22 protein-coding genes are annotated in these 17743 nt (G+C 39.2%); 16 read left to right on the top strand and 6 right to left on the bottom strand.

What is annotated here, in order from left to right; all coding sequences use genetic code 11:
• The 3 genes from MOJ78_RS07170 to MOJ78_RS07180 all read left to right on the top strand — a co-directional run bounded on the left by MOJ78_RS07170 (nt 1) and on the right by MOJ78_RS07180 (nt 3181).
• Nucleotides 1-1134, top strand: coding sequence for a hypothetical protein (locus tag MOJ78_RS07170; RefSeq protein ID WP_304980505.1), 1134 nt, complete (start codon nt 1-3; stop codon nt 1132-1134).
• A gap of 324 nt (nt 1135-1458) precedes the next feature.
• Entirely contained in the window at nt 1459-2160 is a 702-nt protein-coding gene (locus tag MOJ78_RS07175) for an aspartate/glutamate racemase family protein (protein ID WP_304980506.1), read from the top strand.
• Nucleotides 2161-2515: 355 nt separating this feature from the next.
• Complete coding sequence (locus MOJ78_RS07180; protein ID WP_304980507.1) at nt 2516-3181, top strand: reverse transcriptase-like protein; 666 nt, start codon at nt 2516-2518, stop codon at nt 3179-3181.
• A gap of 77 nt (nt 3182-3258) precedes the next feature.
• Here MOJ78_RS07180 and MOJ78_RS07185 read toward each other — a convergent pair whose 3' ends face one another.
• The 5 genes from MOJ78_RS07185 to MOJ78_RS07205 form a co-directional block, all read right to left on the bottom strand.
• A complete protein-coding gene (locus MOJ78_RS07185; protein ID WP_304980508.1) occupies nt 3259-3795 on the bottom strand; it encodes a GNAT family N-acetyltransferase in 537 nt (178 codons plus the stop codon).
• A 208-nt stretch (nt 3796-4003) separates the two neighbouring features.
• On the bottom strand, nt 4004-4816 hold the full coding sequence (locus MOJ78_RS07190; RefSeq protein WP_304980509.1) for an ABC transporter permease: 813 nt from the start codon (nt 4814-4816) through the stop codon (nt 4004-4006).
• Complete coding sequence (locus MOJ78_RS07195; RefSeq protein WP_304980510.1) at nt 4813-5796, bottom strand: ABC transporter ATP-binding protein; 984 nt, start codon at nt 5794-5796, stop codon at nt 4813-4815. Before MOJ78_RS07195 ends, MOJ78_RS07190 begins: the two co-directional genes overlap by 4 nt.
• A 15-nt stretch (nt 5797-5811) precedes the next feature.
• Complete coding sequence (locus tag MOJ78_RS07200; RefSeq protein ID WP_304980511.1) at nt 5812-6621, bottom strand: ABC transporter permease; 810 nt, start codon at nt 6619-6621, stop codon at nt 5812-5814.
• A complete protein-coding gene (locus tag MOJ78_RS07205; RefSeq protein ID WP_304980512.1) occupies nt 6621-7643 on the bottom strand; it encodes an ArsR/SmtB family transcription factor in 1023 nt (340 codons plus the stop codon). The genes MOJ78_RS07200 and MOJ78_RS07205 overlap by 1 nt, the downstream gene beginning before the upstream one ends.
• Before the next feature lie 313 nt (nt 7644-7956).
• On the opposite strand from MOJ78_RS07205, the gene MOJ78_RS07210 reads away from it, so the two are divergent.
• From MOJ78_RS07210 to MOJ78_RS07270, 13 genes are all read left to right on the top strand, one after another.
• Nucleotides 7957-8568: an AAA family ATPase gene (locus MOJ78_RS07210; RefSeq protein WP_304980513.1), complete on the top strand. Its 612-nt coding sequence runs from the start codon at nt 7957-7959 to the stop codon at nt 8566-8568.
• On the top strand, nt 8516-9298 hold the full coding sequence (locus tag MOJ78_RS07215; RefSeq protein WP_304980514.1) for an arylamine N-acetyltransferase family protein: 783 nt from the start codon (nt 8516-8518) through the stop codon (nt 9296-9298). Before MOJ78_RS07210 ends, MOJ78_RS07215 begins: the two co-directional genes overlap by 53 nt.
• A 98-nt stretch (nt 9299-9396) precedes the next feature.
• Nucleotides 9397-9720, top strand: coding sequence for an AraC family transcriptional regulator (locus MOJ78_RS07220; RefSeq protein ID WP_304980515.1), 324 nt, complete (start codon nt 9397-9399; stop codon nt 9718-9720).
• Nucleotides 9721-9886: 166 nt separating this feature from the next.
• Nucleotides 9887-10162 carry a hypothetical protein gene (locus MOJ78_RS07225; protein ID WP_304980516.1) on the top strand — a complete coding sequence of 92 codons (276 nt, stop codon included), beginning with the start codon at nt 9887-9889 and terminating at the stop codon, nt 10160-10162.
• Between the two features lie 69 nt (nt 10163-10231).
• Complete coding sequence (locus MOJ78_RS07230; protein ID WP_304980517.1) at nt 10232-10594, top strand: VOC family protein; 363 nt, start codon at nt 10232-10234, stop codon at nt 10592-10594.
• A 12-nt stretch (nt 10595-10606) separates the two neighbouring features.
• A complete protein-coding gene (locus MOJ78_RS07235; RefSeq protein WP_304980518.1) occupies nt 10607-11068 on the top strand; it encodes an SRPBCC family protein in 462 nt (153 codons plus the stop codon).
• On the top strand, nt 11065-11451 hold the full coding sequence (locus MOJ78_RS07240; RefSeq protein ID WP_304980519.1) for a VOC family protein: 387 nt from the start codon (nt 11065-11067) through the stop codon (nt 11449-11451). Before MOJ78_RS07235 ends, MOJ78_RS07240 begins: the two co-directional genes overlap by 4 nt.
• A gap of 169 nt (nt 11452-11620) precedes the next feature.
• Nucleotides 11621-12172, top strand: a complete 552-nt coding sequence (locus MOJ78_RS07245) for an RNA polymerase sigma factor (protein ID WP_304980520.1) — start codon at nt 11621-11623, stop codon at nt 12170-12172.
• Complete coding sequence (locus MOJ78_RS07250) at nt 12165-12923, top strand: hypothetical protein (protein ID WP_304980521.1); 759 nt, start codon at nt 12165-12167, stop codon at nt 12921-12923. The genes MOJ78_RS07245 and MOJ78_RS07250 overlap by 8 nt, the downstream gene beginning before the upstream one ends.
• Nucleotides 12924-13808: an ABC transporter ATP-binding protein gene (locus MOJ78_RS07255; protein WP_304980522.1), complete on the top strand. Its 885-nt coding sequence runs from the start codon at nt 12924-12926 to the stop codon at nt 13806-13808. It abuts the gene before it with no gap.
• Nucleotides 13805-15061: a hypothetical protein gene (locus MOJ78_RS07260; RefSeq protein WP_304980523.1), complete on the top strand. Its 1257-nt coding sequence runs from the start codon at nt 13805-13807 to the stop codon at nt 15059-15061. Before MOJ78_RS07255 ends, MOJ78_RS07260 begins: the two co-directional genes overlap by 4 nt.
• Before the next feature lie 13 nt (nt 15062-15074).
• Nucleotides 15075-16211: a hypothetical protein gene (locus MOJ78_RS07265; protein WP_304980524.1), complete on the top strand. Its 1137-nt coding sequence runs from the start codon at nt 15075-15077 to the stop codon at nt 16209-16211.
• Nucleotides 16212-16513: 302 nt separating this feature from the next.
• On the top strand, nt 16514-17482 hold the full coding sequence (locus MOJ78_RS07270) for a nuclease-related domain-containing protein (RefSeq protein ID WP_304980525.1): 969 nt from the start codon (nt 16514-16516) through the stop codon (nt 17480-17482).
• Between the two features lie 61 nt (nt 17483-17543).
• On the opposite strand, the gene MOJ78_RS07275 is transcribed toward MOJ78_RS07270, so the two are convergent.
• Complete coding sequence (locus tag MOJ78_RS07275; protein WP_304980526.1) at nt 17544-17666, bottom strand: hypothetical protein; 123 nt, start codon at nt 17664-17666, stop codon at nt 17544-17546.
• Nucleotides 17667-17743 lie beyond the last annotated feature (77 nt).

The following is a 17743-nucleotide window of genomic DNA, read 5'->3' on the forward strand; positions in this document are numbered from 1 at the left end:
ATGGATGAGAAATTAACTAAACTTCGTGAAAGTATGGATGAGACAGTATTTAAAGATACTGGAATTAGTACAGAAGAAAAATATAAAATACTCAATGCACTGGGCCATCAAAAAAAGTTGGGTTTGTTTAAAAGTAGAATCCTAAACCCTATCTTAACGGTAATGGTGAGTCTTGTGCTCATTCCCTATATCTTTTATTTTGGATATGAAAATTTGACTGAGTCAACGTACACACAAACAAATCGGAATCAAGAGGGTTATGAGAATATTTTTTCTAGTAAACATATTGATGATATAGGAGTTAGGACTGCAATCAAAATGGGTCATGGGCAAATTCTTGATCAAACATTTTATGACAAGACGCAGGACATAAGAGTGAATTTTGAAAGAGTAATGACTGATGATAAGGAGACGAAGCTTTTATTAACCTTTCAAAGTAAAAAAACAGATTTAAAGAACTATTATCTGGATATTTTTGAAGGTAAAACGTCGATCAACCTCATAGCCGGTAATCATAAAGTCGAGTTAGATAATGTTGGTTGGGGGAGCAGGTATTATAATCGTAAGGAAAACTTAGTAGCAGAAGCCCTATCATTCGAATCCATCAAAGAATATACAGGACAGGACATTCGTTTAGAAATACAAGATTTGACGATTTATGATGGTAATGGGTCAGGGAGAGTACAGACCGATTGGCCACTAGAGTTCAAGGTCGATCAATCGGCTATTTTAGAAAGAGAAACAATAGAGATTAATAAAGAGTTTACTTTTAAAAATATAACCTACACGATTAGGCAGGTCGAGTTTTCTGCACTTGAAACAAGAGTTGTGGTCACTGGCCCTGACACCAGACTCCTAACTGATGAAAATGGAGTACAATACCAAGTAAAGAGCAAACTGGAACTTCAATACCTTAATGCAAGGAAAATTGATGAAGAATTTGGTTATATTGTTGATGGAAAAAAATCTGGTGTATTCTTGAGGTCATCTGGAGCAAGAGTCGATCCGATTTTCAGTAAAGGTGAAATGCAGGGGGCAGATGATGAATATATCATGGTATTTGCTCCTGTAAAGGATCGTGAGGATTGCATTCTCTTAATAGGTGATGATATTAAAATACCTTTAACTAAGTAGTAATTGGGTTTATTGATTTTACCAACTGGCGCATTCCTCTTTAAAGTGTAATAAGCTTATTCTCAAACGGGCACTTCTCTTTCAAGATAAGTGCTCCTTTTTCACGCAATTCAAAACAATAAGGTTGTGGCCTTTCTTATCGTTGATGCTTTCCAGACTTACTCTCAGGACTTTGACCCTGCTGAATTTGTTGATGTGAAGCTGATAAATATTGATGAAATTGAATCAATGATTGAACATCGTAAAATTACACAGCGGTTTACTGTAAGTGCATATTACATGGCAATAGGAAAAGGACTTTTAGAGGTCAAGAGGGGGTAATTTATGAAAACGATCGGTCTTATAGGAGGAATGAGTTGGGAATCGTCTCTTGAATACTATCGAGTCATTAATGAAGAGGTGAAAAAACGTCTAGGAGGATTACATTCGGCGAAGTGCATTTTATATAGTGTTGATTTTGACGAGATTGAGCGTTATCAGTCAGAAGGCAACTGGAACGAAGGTGGGAAAGTATTGGGGAATGTTGCACTCTCGTTAGAAAAAGGGGGTGCGGATTTTATTGTCATTTGCACGAATACGATGCATAAGGTTGTTCAGGATATCCAAGATCACATCAACATTCCGGTTCTACACATTGCAGACGCAACAGCGATTAAAATTAAGCAACAGGGTAGCACTACAGTAGGTCTGCTCGGTACCAAGTATACGATGGAGCAAGATTTTTATAAATCACGAATCGAGTCCAACGATATAGAGGTTCAAGTGCCCAATGCCAGCGAAAGAGAAACCATTAATAAAATAATCTTTGACGAATTATGCTTGGGCAAAATCAATCCGTCATCGAGAGACTATTTTAAAAGAGTGATTGAATGCTTAATCGAGAATGGGGCAGAAGGAATAATACTAGGTTGTACAGAAATTGGATTGTTGATTAAACAAGAACACTCGGACGTCCCACTATTTGATACAACTCTAATTCACGCAATAGAAGCCGTTAACTACGCATTGGAGGAGAAATTAACATGATCATGGTTCAAAAAGCCAATCTTCAGCATGTGTAGGCATCTCTAAAGTATGTTCTCATGGCTATAGGAATGCATTTGAAGACAGTCTGGTGAATATACATCGAACGAATTAATGGAGAGTTCTACAATCATAAAAGAATCAGAATAGAAGTATCATGCTTAGATGAAGGCTGGGACGGATGGTTCGTCGCTTTGGAAAATAATGAGGTTTTAGGTGCAATCGGGGATACGATAAACCTAACATGAAATAATTCTGTTTATGAAGGGCACACTGGTATAAGTATTCAAGAAATTCCAAAAGAACTCCTGGAAATACTAATTTTCCACCCAAAATATCCTTGTTAAGGAGGGGAATTATGAATGTCAGAATCGAATTTACATATAAAACGCCAAAAGGAACAGTAACAACATTCAGTTCTGGGGAAATGAGTGCGGGGGACGGTATATTAATAGCTGAGGACTTAGAAAGAACAGGGCGTACAAAAAGTTTAACGTTCGTCGACAGCCTTGAAAATACATGGAACATGAAAGAATTAAAGAAATTTTTAAAGGGAATCGAAACCGAGCCACACAACGTCACTGTTTATTTTGATGGCGGTTTTGATCTTGAATCAAAAAAATCAGGTTTAGGCTGTGCAATCTATTATGATCAAAGCGGGAAATCATTTCGACTTCGAAAAAACGCTTTTATCGAAGAACTGGATACTAATAACGAGGCAGAATACGCTGCGCTTCATCTCGGATTACAAGAATTAGAGCTTTTAGGAGTCCATCATTTGCCTGTAAAATTTATTGGTGATTCCCAGGTTGTGATCAATCAGTTAAAGGGTGAATGGCCGTGTTTTGAAGAGGAATTATCAAAATGGGCTGAACGAATTGAAAGTAAACTCAAGCAGTTAGGTATTACTCCAGATTATGAACTCGTTTCACGAAAAAGAAATAAGGAAGCGGACCAATTGGCATCCCAAGCTTTAAAAGAAATTGAAATAACAAGTGCAAGTGAAACCAGCCCGGAACAATGACATTGGAGTGGCTTTAATTCGCAACAATGCTTTAAGCAACAGCCTTGGGTATTAAAATCCTAAGATCTACCTTGTTTTTAATTTGGCTTATTGTTTCGTAAAACGGTTATAAACCCATCCAATATATCATGATTAACAGAAAATCCTTTACGTTTATAGAATTCCAAGGCGTTATCATTACCGTTCGAGACAAAGATAAAATAATCTTCAACATCATCAAATTTCTTCAACCACTTCATAGACATCTTGAAAAGTGTAGACCCAACTCCATATTGTCTGTATTCTTCTTTAATATAAAATTGAGATAAGCAACCTACATTATTTCTACTAATAGAAGAAAGGTCAAAAAAAGTGGCAAATTCATTCGAATACGTTTCTTTGGGAGAGATATTTGTATATACATAACCTACTATTTTATCATCATCTTTAACTATCACAATATAATTGTATAGTGCACTTTTTACTGAAGGAACCATCCGTGTGTCAAAACTCATACTGTCGAATAATTCCGGTGTTATGTATGCTTTTGACTTTTGAAAGGTCATAAGTTCATTGCATATATCCCTACAGCATTCAATTTTATCATCGGGTATAATTTTATATTTTAAATTCATATTTAATCTGACTCCTTATCAGTTTAATCTGAAAATCAACACTTAAATAAGTGACAGTAATCTTACATGTGTGCTAGGACTTAAAGCCTTGTTACGATGAATCTATGATTAATTTTAATACATAATTAAATTAAGACAAGTTGAATTTCTTTTTAAAGGAAATCAAAGGGTTGACCCTAGTTTTGAATCAACCCTTTTCAAATTTCAACTAGAACAACACCATATTTCCTGATTGTTTTGCGTGTTTTTCTGCTAATTTCATGAGCAAGGTTGTGAGAAAAATGAGTCCAATCAAAATCCCTGCCAATATGAAAAGTGAAGTGGAGAGTTGGCTAAGATGTTGCCCTTTAATTACTAATCCACGAAAAATATCGAGTACGAAGGTGAGCGGGAACACGACAGCGATCACTTTCCCCCAGATTGGAAAGGCTGCTACAGGTAATCGGACACCGGCGAAGAATTGCATCGGCTCCTCTAAAATCGTGAACAGGATGGATGCATCTCTTGAGAATAAAAACACGACATTGAGGAATCCACCCCATACGACCGCGGAAATGATTAGAATCAGAAATGCGATTGGAAGTGCTGACCAGATAATGCTTTGTGGACCTCCAAGCGCTACTAATAAAAGAACTGAAAAGACGGTGAACAGCCAAGCCGCTTCGAATAAATTTCCAGCAGATCTTCCATACACGAATGCAAGCCTTGAGACAGGAGTCAGGAAAATCAGTTCGAGTGTTCCTGTCTGACGTTCATAGGACGTTTGCCAAGCGGACTGCACCAGACTCCAGAAAAAGATATAACCGAGAAATCCCGTCAACAGAAATAACATGATCGAGTCTGGATCAACAAATTCGGCTATTGGCGAAGTAGCTTCCAAGTTAAATGGTTTCAATGAATAGTAGGAAGTCAGAAATAGCAGTACCGGCCAGATCAACAATGAAAAATAGATCATTTTACTGTGAAAATTGTGTTGATGGCTTTTGACCATTTCTGCCCACATTCCTGTTATCCATCTCATGCGGATCGCTCCTTCGCGAGTTGAAGTATCGCATCCTCCAGTTTAGGCAGCTTCATTTCCATTTTTAAAATAGGCAGGTTGTTCGTGATGAATAGATCGATGACGACTTGGGTCGGATCGAAGCTCGCTACCGCCTCGCACCGGGAGCCTTCTTCCGTTAACTCGAAGGCTAGTTGAACCTGTTTGTTTGAAGCGGTGTAAAACATTCTCTGTTGCATCTCATCCGGTAAAATCGTGGTAGACACAACAACTCGATAGTCGGTGACGATTTGCCCGACGATCCGTGCCGGGCTGTCATGCATAATGACTTCTCCTTTATCGATAATATAGACACGGTCACACAATTCCTCGACTTCTTCAAGGTAATGGCTCGTCAGTAAAATTCCTTTATGCTCCTGTTTAGCAAGGTTTCTAACTGTTGAACGGAGCTGGCGGGCGATCGGTGCATCCAAGCCTAAGGTCGGTTCATCGAGAAACAAGTACTTCGGTTCATTCAACAGACCACGAGCGATTTGAAGCCGTTGTTTCATTCCTTTTGAATACCGTTCGACGGGCATGTCTTTAGCGTTCTCTAATTCGACTTGGTTGAGTAAGATGTTCACACGACTCGCGAGTTGCTTCCCTTTCAACCCATACAACCGTCCGAAATAATCTAGATTTTCTTTTCCGGTCAGGCGGAAGTAGAGCATCCTTTCGCCGCCTGCGATCATGTTCACCTTTTGTTTGAGATATTTCGCATTTTGTACAACGTCATATCCATCAATTGAAATCGTTCCCGAGCTTGGTGTGAGTAATGTCGAAAGCATTTTGATTGTCGTTGTTTTACCTGCCCCATTAAGTCCGAGTAACCCGACGATTTCCCCAGGATGTATAGTTAAATCAATGCCTTTTACGGCATGGACGGGTTGTTTTTTTGAGCGTAATAGACCTGCTTTTTGCTTAACTGTATAGGTTTTCGTAATGCCTTTTGCCTCTAACATATATGTAGCCCCCTTTTATCCGAAATGTTTTTCGAGTACAGTTCGTTCCATCCGTTGTAAAAATAGTGAGCCTACTGGAAAGTAGATGATCGTCAGTCCAATGAGCCAATAAATACTTTCTCTGACAGCGATTATCCCAGCACCTTCCACAAATACATCGCGGAATGCATCGATTCCATGTGTCAAAGGCATGATGAGTCCGATCCACTGGACTGATTGTGGTAAATATTCAATCGGAAACGTAATGCTGCAGACAAGCCCCATCAAAATGAACAGGGTATTTTGTGTCAGATACGTATCTCGGAACTGGAGCATGAAGCCTCCTAATACCAACGCTTGACTGAATAGGCAGGTGATGAATACAGCCAGGACGGTGCCAGTTGCAAGTAAGTTTACATTGGAAAACGTCAAGCCGAACAGGGCTCCTAATAAAAGCATCGCAATAAATTCAATACCCATCCGCATGAAGCCTTGGCTTAAATACCCGAGAAAATAACCTTTGCGTGAAGATGGTGTCAGGAGAAGCGCTTCAAGCGTTCCCTCTCTTAATTCCGTTATCAGAGCGCGGCTTACGATCATGAGAAGTGAAACTGAAAACGTATAAAGCAATGCGCCAGATATGACGTACGACAAGTAATCTCCTGTTTCAGCATATGATTGGAATTGACCATCCATCGACTGATCAAATACATAATGATAGGTAAGAAATGCAAACAAAGTAAGATAAACACCTGTCAGGATATGACCGACGAAAAAGGACCACGGATAGGCGCGTTTCATTGTGATGAAATTACGGATGAAAGTTGCTCGGAACGTTAACCACATTAAGATTCCTCCTTTTGAAGCAATGGCTGATCGAAAAACTGATCGAGATCCACCCGAAGCATGCTCAGCCGAGTTACATCTGTTTGATAAAAAACGTAATGACCTTGGCGTACACTTGTGATCACATTTGCATTTTCGAGAATTTTCAAATGCTTTGAGATGGTCGCTTTTGCCAGACCGAATTCGTCACCGAGCTGCTGTGTACAATAGCTGTGATACAAAAGCTTGCGTGCTAATCGTAATCGATTCGGATCAGCCAGGGCTTTTAAAATTTCGATTAAATCACTTGGAACATCATCGATCGGACGTTCTTCGCTTGGAAGTTGAACATGCATGTATACGATCAAATGCGGAACCTCGAGCCCAACCAGTAAATGTGGTGCTACGAACGTTGACGGATAGAGGGTCAGGGATTCCAGCTGATCGATTTGAAAACGATATGTGTCTGCTTTATAAAAGGCTAGCGCTTTGTCCGTTATCTGAAAACGTGGGTGCAACGAGTCGAGCGCCTCGACTGGATTTTCTGTATATTGTTTTTTAAGCTCATGGACAGCTTTAATTAGCCAAGGTTCAACTCGAAACAATTCCCTCGCAAAAAATTTCATGTGATAGTCATACAAAAAATCAGTAAGCTTCCGTTTGATCATTGGTGTTCGGTCAAATGCATATTGTTCGAATTTCGTCCGTTTTTCTGGGACGATCTTGTAACGGTCTCCAAGCAGAAAACGGAGAAAGGCGTAATCATCTAACTGTACTAGCCGTTCAATCGCTTCCTCCACTTGTTTTTCACGGATTTGTAAATAGTCGTCAAGGTCCAAGAAGTTGAACCACTGATTCGTAATCTGAGCGAAAAACTCGAAATCCTCCGTCAATTTTTTTGAAAACTGCTCTTTTGTTTGCTCTGCCCACTGTTTTCTCGCTAAATGATGACTTGGATTCGTAAGAACATGTAAGCTCGCCACCATTTCGCGAAATGGGGAATAAACCATGTGCACATGTGAAATAAACCAATCTGTATTCAATCAAAATCACCTGTTTTTAATTGATTCGATAAAGTACGAATCAAATTTATAATTTTGCAAAATTATTCAATAGCTTATCGGAGTCATGAGGAAAAGTCAATGAAGTTATAAAAATTTAAATTGTATTCCTTTAGTACGCCGGAATTATCCAGGCGAACAGCCGAGGGGCGAATGGACGTGTTTCCGCATGAACCCCCGAAGCTTTACCGGTGAAGTTTCATATCTGAGCACCTAACCTATTTACGTTTAAACATAAATTAATGACAATCACAGTGCTTATTTTTGCTAAACTTGAACAAGAGAGGTGAACTGAATGATTATCATGATTAACGGGGCATTCGGAGTTGGGAAAACGAGTGTTGCCAATGAACTCGTGAATGCGATCGGGAACAGCATGCTGTATGATCCAGAGGAAGTCGGTTACATGCTACGGAATATCGTCACCGAAGACGTCATGCTACCAGGAGAGAGAACTGGCGACTTCCAAGATATTGAACTTTGGAAAATACTAACTGTAAATGTAGCTCAACTTTTAAAAAAGAGATACGGAAAGAACCTGATCGTTCCTATGACCATCTACGACAAGGAGAGATTCCAGTACATATACAAAGGATTTAAACAACTGGACAAACAAACCTTTCATTTCTGTCTCAATGCCGAGGAGGAAACCATCTACGAGAGGCTTGAAAAACGTGGCGAGAAGGAAGGGAACTGGTGCTTCCAACAAACGAAAAAGTGTGTAGAAGCCTTCAAGAGTAAATGCTTTCAAGAATTGATCAAAACAGATAAACTGAGTGTCAAAGAAGTGAGTTCTCAAATTGTGGACCATGTCAAATCAAGATCTTCTTATAAATCCTATGGGGGTATCGAAAATGACGGATCTGAACCGCTTATTCCGCAAAAGAATCGGTTATCCGGAAAATGAAACGATTACTTTTGAAGCTTTGAAAACCGTTCTTGAAAAGGCAGCAGTGACCATTCCTTTTGAAAATTTATCGATCATAACCAAGAACACAAAAGAAATTACGAGGGAAAACCTGATTGAGAAGCTATTGGTAAATAATGAAGGTGGCCTATGCTATGAACTAAATCCGCTTCTTTATTTTTTCCTTGTTGAAAGTGGCTTTGATGCAAGGTTGATTCGAGGAGAGGTTTTCAATAATGAAAAAAATGCGTGGTCGGACCTTGGCAGAACCCATGTTGCCATTCTTTTGAATCATGATGGGGAGACTTATTTGATCGATTCTGGCTTTGGGGGAAACTTGCCGTTAATACCCGTTCCTTTGACCGGAGAGATCGTCACCTCTCGAAATGGTGAGTTCCGAGTTAAGAAAGAAGAAACCGATTTTGGTGATTTTATCCTTGAAATGAAATTGAAGAATAAGCATTCAAATTGGAACATCGGATACGCCTTTGATTCGAAACATCCTGTATCTCATGTATGTGAATTCGATGAGATCCAATCGATCCTGATTCATAAGGAAGAATCTCCTTTTAACAAAAGACCTCTCATCACTCAGCTCACTAAAAACGGGAATAAGACGTTGACGAATACAACGTTTACAAAAATGGTGGATGGTATTTCTACGAAAGAAGAAATCGACAGCAATGGATTCAATGAATACGCAAAACTGCACTTCGGGATGGAACTGTAAATGTACATGGAAAGCTGATTTTTTAAAACTAGTAGAATTGTAAATTGCAGGATACAGTTGATCCAGTTGAAGTATTGATTGAGGTTTGGTGAACCATTATGGATGAAATGCAAGTCAGAATGACTGAAAAAGCGATTAACTATATGAAAGAGAATTTTGAAGAAGATCTGACGACAGAGGAACTTGCACGGTATGTCGGTTATAGCCCGTTTCATTTTACCAGAGTCTTCAAAAGTGTTACAGGTGTAACGCCACGCCACTTTCTGTCCGCACTCAGAATCGAGGCTGGGAAACATAAGATCATCAACTCATCTTCATCCGGTTTTGAAATCCATGCTGAGCGTCGGTTTCAGAAGCATGGGTACATTCAGCACACGATTCAAAAAAACAGTTGGACTTTCACCGAAAGACTTCCGAGATAATGTGATTAAACTACATTGTTTCACAAATCAGTATGAACCGGAAAATCGAATGGATTTGCAAGGGAAAAATCCTTCAATAACGTGTCACATCAAGTCACCTAATCATTTCAAAGGTCTTATTTTCATTGGGTTATTTCCACGTCCTATCCCTGACCAGAAGCCGATAATGGGAACAGCGATTAGTCATCATCAAAATGTTGTTTCCTTTACAGAAATTCCTGATGGATCCTTTTATATATTAGCGGCCGCTTTGCCTTGGAGTTTAAATCCGAAAGATTACTTTTTAGCTGATTCCTATTTAAGAGGGAGGTCAGATGCGTGTTTCCAAGTTTCTAGAGATACAGAGCTCAAAGTGATCATCAAGATAAGGGAACCGTTGCCATACGACCCACCTATTTTGATTAATTTACCGCTGCTATTATTTGAAAAGGAGAAAACATAGCAATCTAGAAGAAGTTCTGTGTACATAAGTTTGATAGATTAGAAATATACGATGTAAGGAGGTAGTGCCATGTTAAATAAGATTTGTGTCCTGACAGTGAAAGTACATAACATGAATGAAGCTTTGGATTTTTATACGAACGTGTTAGGTTTCAAGGTGTCGAAGCGTTATGGTGAAAAAATCGTTAGCTTAGTAAACACAGATTATCCGATCGTACTGGAGGAAGAGGAGGGTCGTTCATCAAGATCAGGTCAAGGTGTCTTGTTTGGGCTTGTTTCTGAAAACTTGAATGAAGATATTGAGTTTCTAAAATCGAAGGGTGCTCCAGTCATGTTCGATGAACCGCGTCCATGCCCACCAGGTCTATATACGGTTATTAAGGACCCTTCTGGAAACGAAATCGAACTATTGGAATTCTCGAGTGAAAGCTAGGTGGAATGAATTTTGAAAAACGTACCAGCAATCAATCATAAGACGTTGATACGTATAGATGCTGATAAAGTGTATGAAACCTTAACTACAGGAGCAGGGTGGGATGCTTGGTTTACGGATGGAACAAGAGTGGATATTGAAGACGGGGTAGGTGAAATCCGATTAGTATGGAAAAAATGGGGACCTGACAGCGTGACTGCTGAGGATGGTGGAACCATTACCAAAGCAGAACCTAATCAATGTTTTGAATTCCAATGGTCACCTGGAAAAGAGCTGGTTACGACCGTGAATTTCCAGCTTGAGGAAGTGGAGGATGGAACCGTTGTTACTGTAACTGAAACAGGCTATGATGTTGAAAATCTGTCTACGTGTATAATGTGTGCAACAGGCTGGGGTGAAGCTCTTACACTTCTGAAATTTTACCTGGAGCACGGAATTTCAGTGAACCATCGAGAGGAGGAGATAAAACGATGATTTACGAAATGACATTTCAAGTACGTGTTTCAGACTATGAGGAAGGTCTGCATTGGTATCAAACATTGCTTAACCGTGAACCGGATTTCGTTCCGCATGATGGATTTGCAGAATGGGAACTTATTCCTGGTAGTTGGCTTCAGGTAGCGGAAGGCATTCCAACAGAAGGGAATGGACCGATGCGTTTCGGGGTTAACGATATTGAGGGTGAACGGGAACGTTTGAAGCGGGAACTTCAGGTGGAACATTTTGAAATCGCTTCACGAGATGAGGTGCCAGTGAAATGGGCGACGTTTTTGGATCCATGGGGTAATCGAATCGGATTTTTCGAGTATAAAAATGAAGCCGAAATGAACGAGCGAATCCAGATGATCTTAAAGTAGAACATATACGATTTCCAAGAGTCTATTTCACAGAATAGGCTCTTTTTGTATGGTATAAATAGATTCAGGGAAAATTTTTTTATGAATTAAAACTATTTGTTGTAAAGCTACGAATATAAGAGTAGCTAAGGAAAGTTGCAGCGTATGATTGGATGTGATTGCGGACGTTATGAACCAAGAACTGAAATGGATAAAATCGATTAAGAAGCATTCAAGTGAGAGTTCCGCAAATCAGCTTGTACATAAGTATTATAAGGAGATCTTTGCGTTTGTGTATAAGCAAACTTTGGATCAGGAGCTTGCAAAGGATATTACTCAAGAGATTTTCATTAGTATGCTAAGAACGGTTCACAGCTTTGATGGAAGAGCATCATTTCGCACGTGGCTTTATAAAGTGGCGAATTCCCGATTGATTGATTTCTACCGGTCAAAATTTTATAGGCAGCAAAAACAAACGGAAGAGATTCAAGAGGAATCATTATATGAACCAGATGACTTTACAGTCGATGTGGAAACGAAGGAACATGCAGAACTAGTTCTCAAAGAGCTAGCACGTTTTGATCAAGAGCTCCAACACATTGTCCGGTTGAAAATTTATGGACAGTACACATTTGCTGAGATTGCAGCAAGTACAGAAATTACCGAGTCGACTGTGAAAACCAAGTATTACGCGACCATCCGTAAGCTTCAACAACGGTTAAAGGAGGATGAAAATGAATAGAGATTGGAAAAATATCCCTTACCCTGATGAAGAAACCATATCAAAAGAGGTTCGCACAATTGTTGCAGATGGACTTGATCCAAAGGCATCCTTTTGGTCGTATCTAGTAACGATGTACCGACACGTTGGATTCCGTCATGTTTTTCATGATTTAACGGAGATTCTTTTTACACTATTTGTTTTAGTTGCAGTCTTGCTTACATTCGGATTAAGTATTTCTGATTGGGTCGAGCTTGAGAATATCAACTTGTATACAGCTATCTTCATTTGGTCACCGATTACATATGCTGTGATGGCATATCTGTTCATTTTCAATCAAAAACAGAAACCGTCATATGAGGTGGAGATGACTTGTAAGTATAATCTACACCAATTGGCTGCGTTCCGAATGCTCGCATTCAGTGTCATCAGTATGATCATGAATGGTGTTTTGATCTATTTTCTGATGATACAGCAGGAGTTGAATTATTTCTATGCAATTTTGTTATCAAGTACTTCCTTGTTTGTGTTTGCTGTAGTGTTTCTACTTGTTCAACTCCATGCGAAATCCCCACAGCCAAAATTGATGATCGCATCTGGTTGGGTGATTGGGAACCTAGTTGTATCCTATTACAGCACAGAGTTCTACCTTAACTTCCTCACCCATATTCCGTTTTATGTATATGGGGTAATCGCAGTAAGTAGCATTGTTCTATATTATAAAAAACTTAATGAATTGTTGTTTGCCACACGGATGAAAGGATTGATTTAAATGCTCGTTATCAATGAGGTCAGTAAGCAATTCGGAAACTTCACTGCATTAGAGAATATTAATCTCGAGTTTGAAAACGGGGTGTACGGCTTGTTGGCGCCAAATGGTGCTGGAAAAACGACTTTGATTAAAATGCTCGTGACGCTGTTGTTTCCGACAAATGGTGATATTTTATACAACGGAACTGAGGTTACGAAGCTTGATGAACAATACCGTGATAAACTCGGTTATCTTCCACAAGAATTCGGCTATTATAAAAATTACACGCCAGAGAAGTATTTAATGTATTTATCAGCGCTAAAAGGAATCGATAAAAACGAGGCGAAACGGAAAATTTCTGAGCTGTTGAGGCTCGTCGGTTTGGCGGACGTTACGAGAAAAAAGATGAAAAAGTTTTCGGGTGGGATGATCCAGCGTGTTGGAATTGCTCAAGCGATGTTGAACGATCCGAAGATCCTGATTCTTGATGAACCGACCGCTGGACTGGACCCAAAGGAGCGTGCGCGTTTCCGGAAGCTATTGACAGAACTTGCCCGTGATCGAATCATCATCCTATCGACTCATATTGTATCGGATGTTGAGTCGATTGCAAATGAAATCATCATGATCAAGGACAAAACCATTTTATATAATGATACAATCCCTAATATTTGTGACATTTTAGCGGACTCGATTTACGAAACGGACGTATCTTTTTCAGAAGCTGATTCGTTTCGTAACAAGTATATGTCGATTGAAGAGAGGCAGGATGGAGGTCAAATGACGATTCGGTTTATTTCAAGGGATAAGGCACTACCAGAATGGAGAAAGGTGAAACCGACGTTGGAGGACGTGTTTTTACACGTTTATGAGGACGACATGACGTTAGCTGGCAGCACTCAATGATTATCAAGCATGAATTATCGAAGATTGCCCGAACGTTAATCCTACCAGCACTTATCGGGTTTTTCATAGTTCTGAACATATTCATTGTGATGAGTCATTCGGATATTAAAGAGGATCTGGCTGTATTGAGCAATCTCGTTGATACGTATGGGTATGAAGTGGACGACGGGATGTTGACGGAGTTCGGGGCAGATTATAAACAGAAAGTCGCATGGGTAAACCAGGTTGCGCCAGATAAAGGGGAGCCTTATCAGCATCCATCAGAGCTACTGTCCGATGATGAATTCCGGTTCGATAATATACTTAGTGAATCAGAATTTCAGAAGCTTTTGAAGTATGGCTTGATAGAGGGTTACTACCGAACCGCACAAAACATTGATGAAACTTACCAAGATATCAACTTAGAAGGTACGGCCAAATCGTTGATTAGAATGTATGGATTTAAGGGTGAAGCTGCTGATTCGATTCGAGATCAATTTGAACAACTAGACGTGCGTTTGGACCAACTGATCGAAAATGGTGAACATAAGAATTTGTTTTTCATGGGTAAGCTGTACCAAATGCACTCGTTGCTTTTCAAAGATTTAGGGAGAGCGCTAATCTTTGAGTTAATTATTCTCGTCGTCCTCATTACAGCTTCAATCACGAATTATGAGTTCGAAAATCGGACGCATTTGGTCAGCTACACATCGAAAAGAGGCCGAAAGCTGGTACAGAACAAGCTGGCAGCTGCAGCGATTGCGAACCTCGGTGTAATTGCTATTTTAATAGGTACAACACTCGCTGCTTATTTTTTCACTTATGATTATACAGGTCTATGGCAAGTGCCGATCAGCAGTTATTTTAATGCGGAAATGCCGTTGCCATATATCTCTTGGTGGAATTTTTCCTTTCTCGAATATCTCGGTCTGTTCGTTCTTTGTATCACGCTATGTCAGCTGCTATTCATGGGGATCTCGTTCATTTTGTCGGTGTTTATAAAAAATACATATCTCGTATTCTTTGCATTCGCGATTTTACTAGGTATCGGTGTGTTAATACCAGGATTTGTTCCACTTGATACCAATATGGTGTTTGCAATGTATTTTAACCCGTTTGCACTAATCATGAATCCACACGGGTGGTGGATGGGGAACGGTGCATTTACGATCTATTCTTATTATGAAATGGCAACCATCAGTATATGGGCGTTGATTTTAGTTGTTTTGTGTGGCTTAAGTATGTACTTTTTTAATCGGCAACAATTGCAGTAAGGGGGAGAGGATTATGAGAATTGTAGGTTATGAGATTCGAAAGCTGTTGAATTGGAAAGTGCTCGGTCTCGTTTTGCTGATCAGTTTGCTTTTTTTTGAGATGTTTTTACGTTTTAATTTCGAGGTATTTCCAAACGGAAGACCCACACTTGATCACTTCAACGTTTCCAAGCAGATGATTGACAAGTATGGAAACGAAATGGATGAAACCGAATTCAAGAATTTTAAAGTGACGTATGAAGAAGAGGTCCAAAAAGCGAGTGGCTATTTGCAATCCCGAGACGATTTTGCAGCAGTTGATGTCACGACATACGAGCAGTTCAGGGAAATGGACCTTTCAAAAGAAAAATTGAAAAAATTACATGGTGACGTTATTTTTCATGAAGAAGTCGATGTGTTTTGGGAATTGCAGGCGAGAGATAGTATAATTGAACATTATGAGAAAAGAAAAGAAAGCTTTTTGAGGAACACGAGTGAAATAGATAAACCTGCTTGGAAGGAAAATGTTGTAGAAGGTTCCTCAATAAACGCCATCCTGCCCTCCTTTGTACATGAAAACTACTTAAACCTGATAACGATGCTTGTAATCCTGATCCTTTTGAGTGTCATGATTGTGGTTGGTCGGATTCACATCACTGATCAAAAGAACAATGCCATTCTGCTGCAGTATACGACACATTCAGGGCGGAATCTTTTTAAGAAAAAAATCGTCGCTTCCATCGTAACGGCTTTACTTATTACAACGGTGTATTTGGTTGTATTTTTTATTTTGTACTCTCAAAACGAAACTGGTGCGTTCTTTGATTCAAGTGTCCATTCCTTCGATGGTTGGTTTACTTTTTGGGTTGATATCACGTTTTTCCAATACATTGTCTTAACTGTGTTGGGAGTGTATGTACTTGCAATAATAACCGCTGCCATTTCAACTTTTTTATCAAGGTTAGTCGGAAGTTACATATCGCTGATCGGGGTCCATGTCCCTGCTGCAGTGATCTTGATTTTGCTAATCCGCGAGTTCCTTATCAGGAATCTGATGAGTATTCAATATCCGATGTACTTAACGGTATGTACATACACAGGATTGCTGATACTTGGCAGTGCTCTATTAATTTTAAGATGGATAAAAGAACGTCGAATAGATATTGTTTAAATAAAAGTATTACCCCTAGGCTTATATTGTGTAGAGGCTTTTCGGAGGGCAATCTATAAGCGTTCCGGTGGTTCTTTCACTTTAGTCCGCCGAACTATTCGTTCTAAGCGCCGGACTTTAGGGTTTAACCGCCGGACTTTTACAGATGAGCGCCGAACTGCACCCCTCAAGCGCCGAACTTTGGCTGTTAGCCGCCGAACCGACATAAATAATACCCATTTTTAGAGCAATAAAAAAGATAAAAGGGATTTTTCTACATTTGTAGAAAAATACAATGAATCAAATAAAAAGGAAGTGGTTCATTGAATATCAAAGAATGTGCAAAGCCTCTCCAACTTCTAAAACTAGAAGCTTTGGACAAAAGAATCCCGATTGAACATGTAAAACACAAAATAATTATTGGCTCATTAGTTCGTTATCGAGCTGGGTTCAAAGGCGAGCAATCCATAAACTACTACTTATCTTTACTCCCACCGGAACACTACCTCTTTTTCCACAATGTTCGACTGTATGATGGTTCACACTATTTTCAAATTGATACTCTTATACTTACGAAGCACTATCTATTGATTTTAGAAGTGAAAAATATAGCAGGTACTATTGTATTTAATCATGTAACGAAGCAATTAGTTCGGATGATTAATGAGAAAGAAGAAGCCTTTAAATATCCAATAATTCAAAATGAAGCTCAACTAGCACATATGAAAAAATGGTTGAAATTGCACAAATTGCCTTCAATTCCAGTAGAAGGGCTTGTAGTTATCGCTAACGAAAATACCGTTATTAAAACATCTGACCAATCACCTCACTTTTCAGATGAAGTCGTTCCAAGTCCAGCATTACCTGATCAAATTAGGAAGCTTGATAAAAAATATCAGTCTGTTAAAAAATCAAAGAAAGTTCTGGAGAAACTATCCCAAAAAATTTTGGCGCAGAATTCTGAACTTGATCAAAATATATTGAATCAGTTCGAGATTACAAAAGAAGATCTTATTACAGGAGTACAATGCCAAGGATGTACAAACTACTCTATGGTTCGAATCGACAGAATGTGGAAGTGCTCACACTGTGAAATACAGTCAAAAGATGCACATGTTTCTGCATTATTAGATTATTCACTCCTCATTTCCCCTACAATATCCAATCGTGAGGCACGACAATTTCTCCAAATAAGTTCTCCTGACATTGCCAAAAGAATCCTGAGTAAATATCCAGTTGCAGAATCGGGTCGTACTTGCAATCGAAGGTACATTCTCCGACCACATATCTAGCCTTGTTTTAACATATGATAATTCTCTTAACCTACGTTAAACTGGTATCCTATTGCGAAAATCAGAAAAGCGAATAGTAAAGTAATGAGGCCTGTGAAATATAAGTGAAATAATCACTGGATACTCCGATTGCAAATCCAATCAACATTACTATAGAAATAAACCTCATCAGTTTTAACAACATGCATTTCCCTCCTACTTTTAAAAACACTCTATTTTTTACAGAAACCACCTACCTTAGGACTGTTTTAACGATAACAA

Origin of the sequence: Alkalihalobacillus sp. AL-G, from assembly GCF_030643805.1 — a bacterium.
In the GTDB taxonomy this organism is placed as follows: Bacteria; Bacillota; Bacilli; order Bacillales; family Fictibacillaceae; genus Pseudalkalibacillus.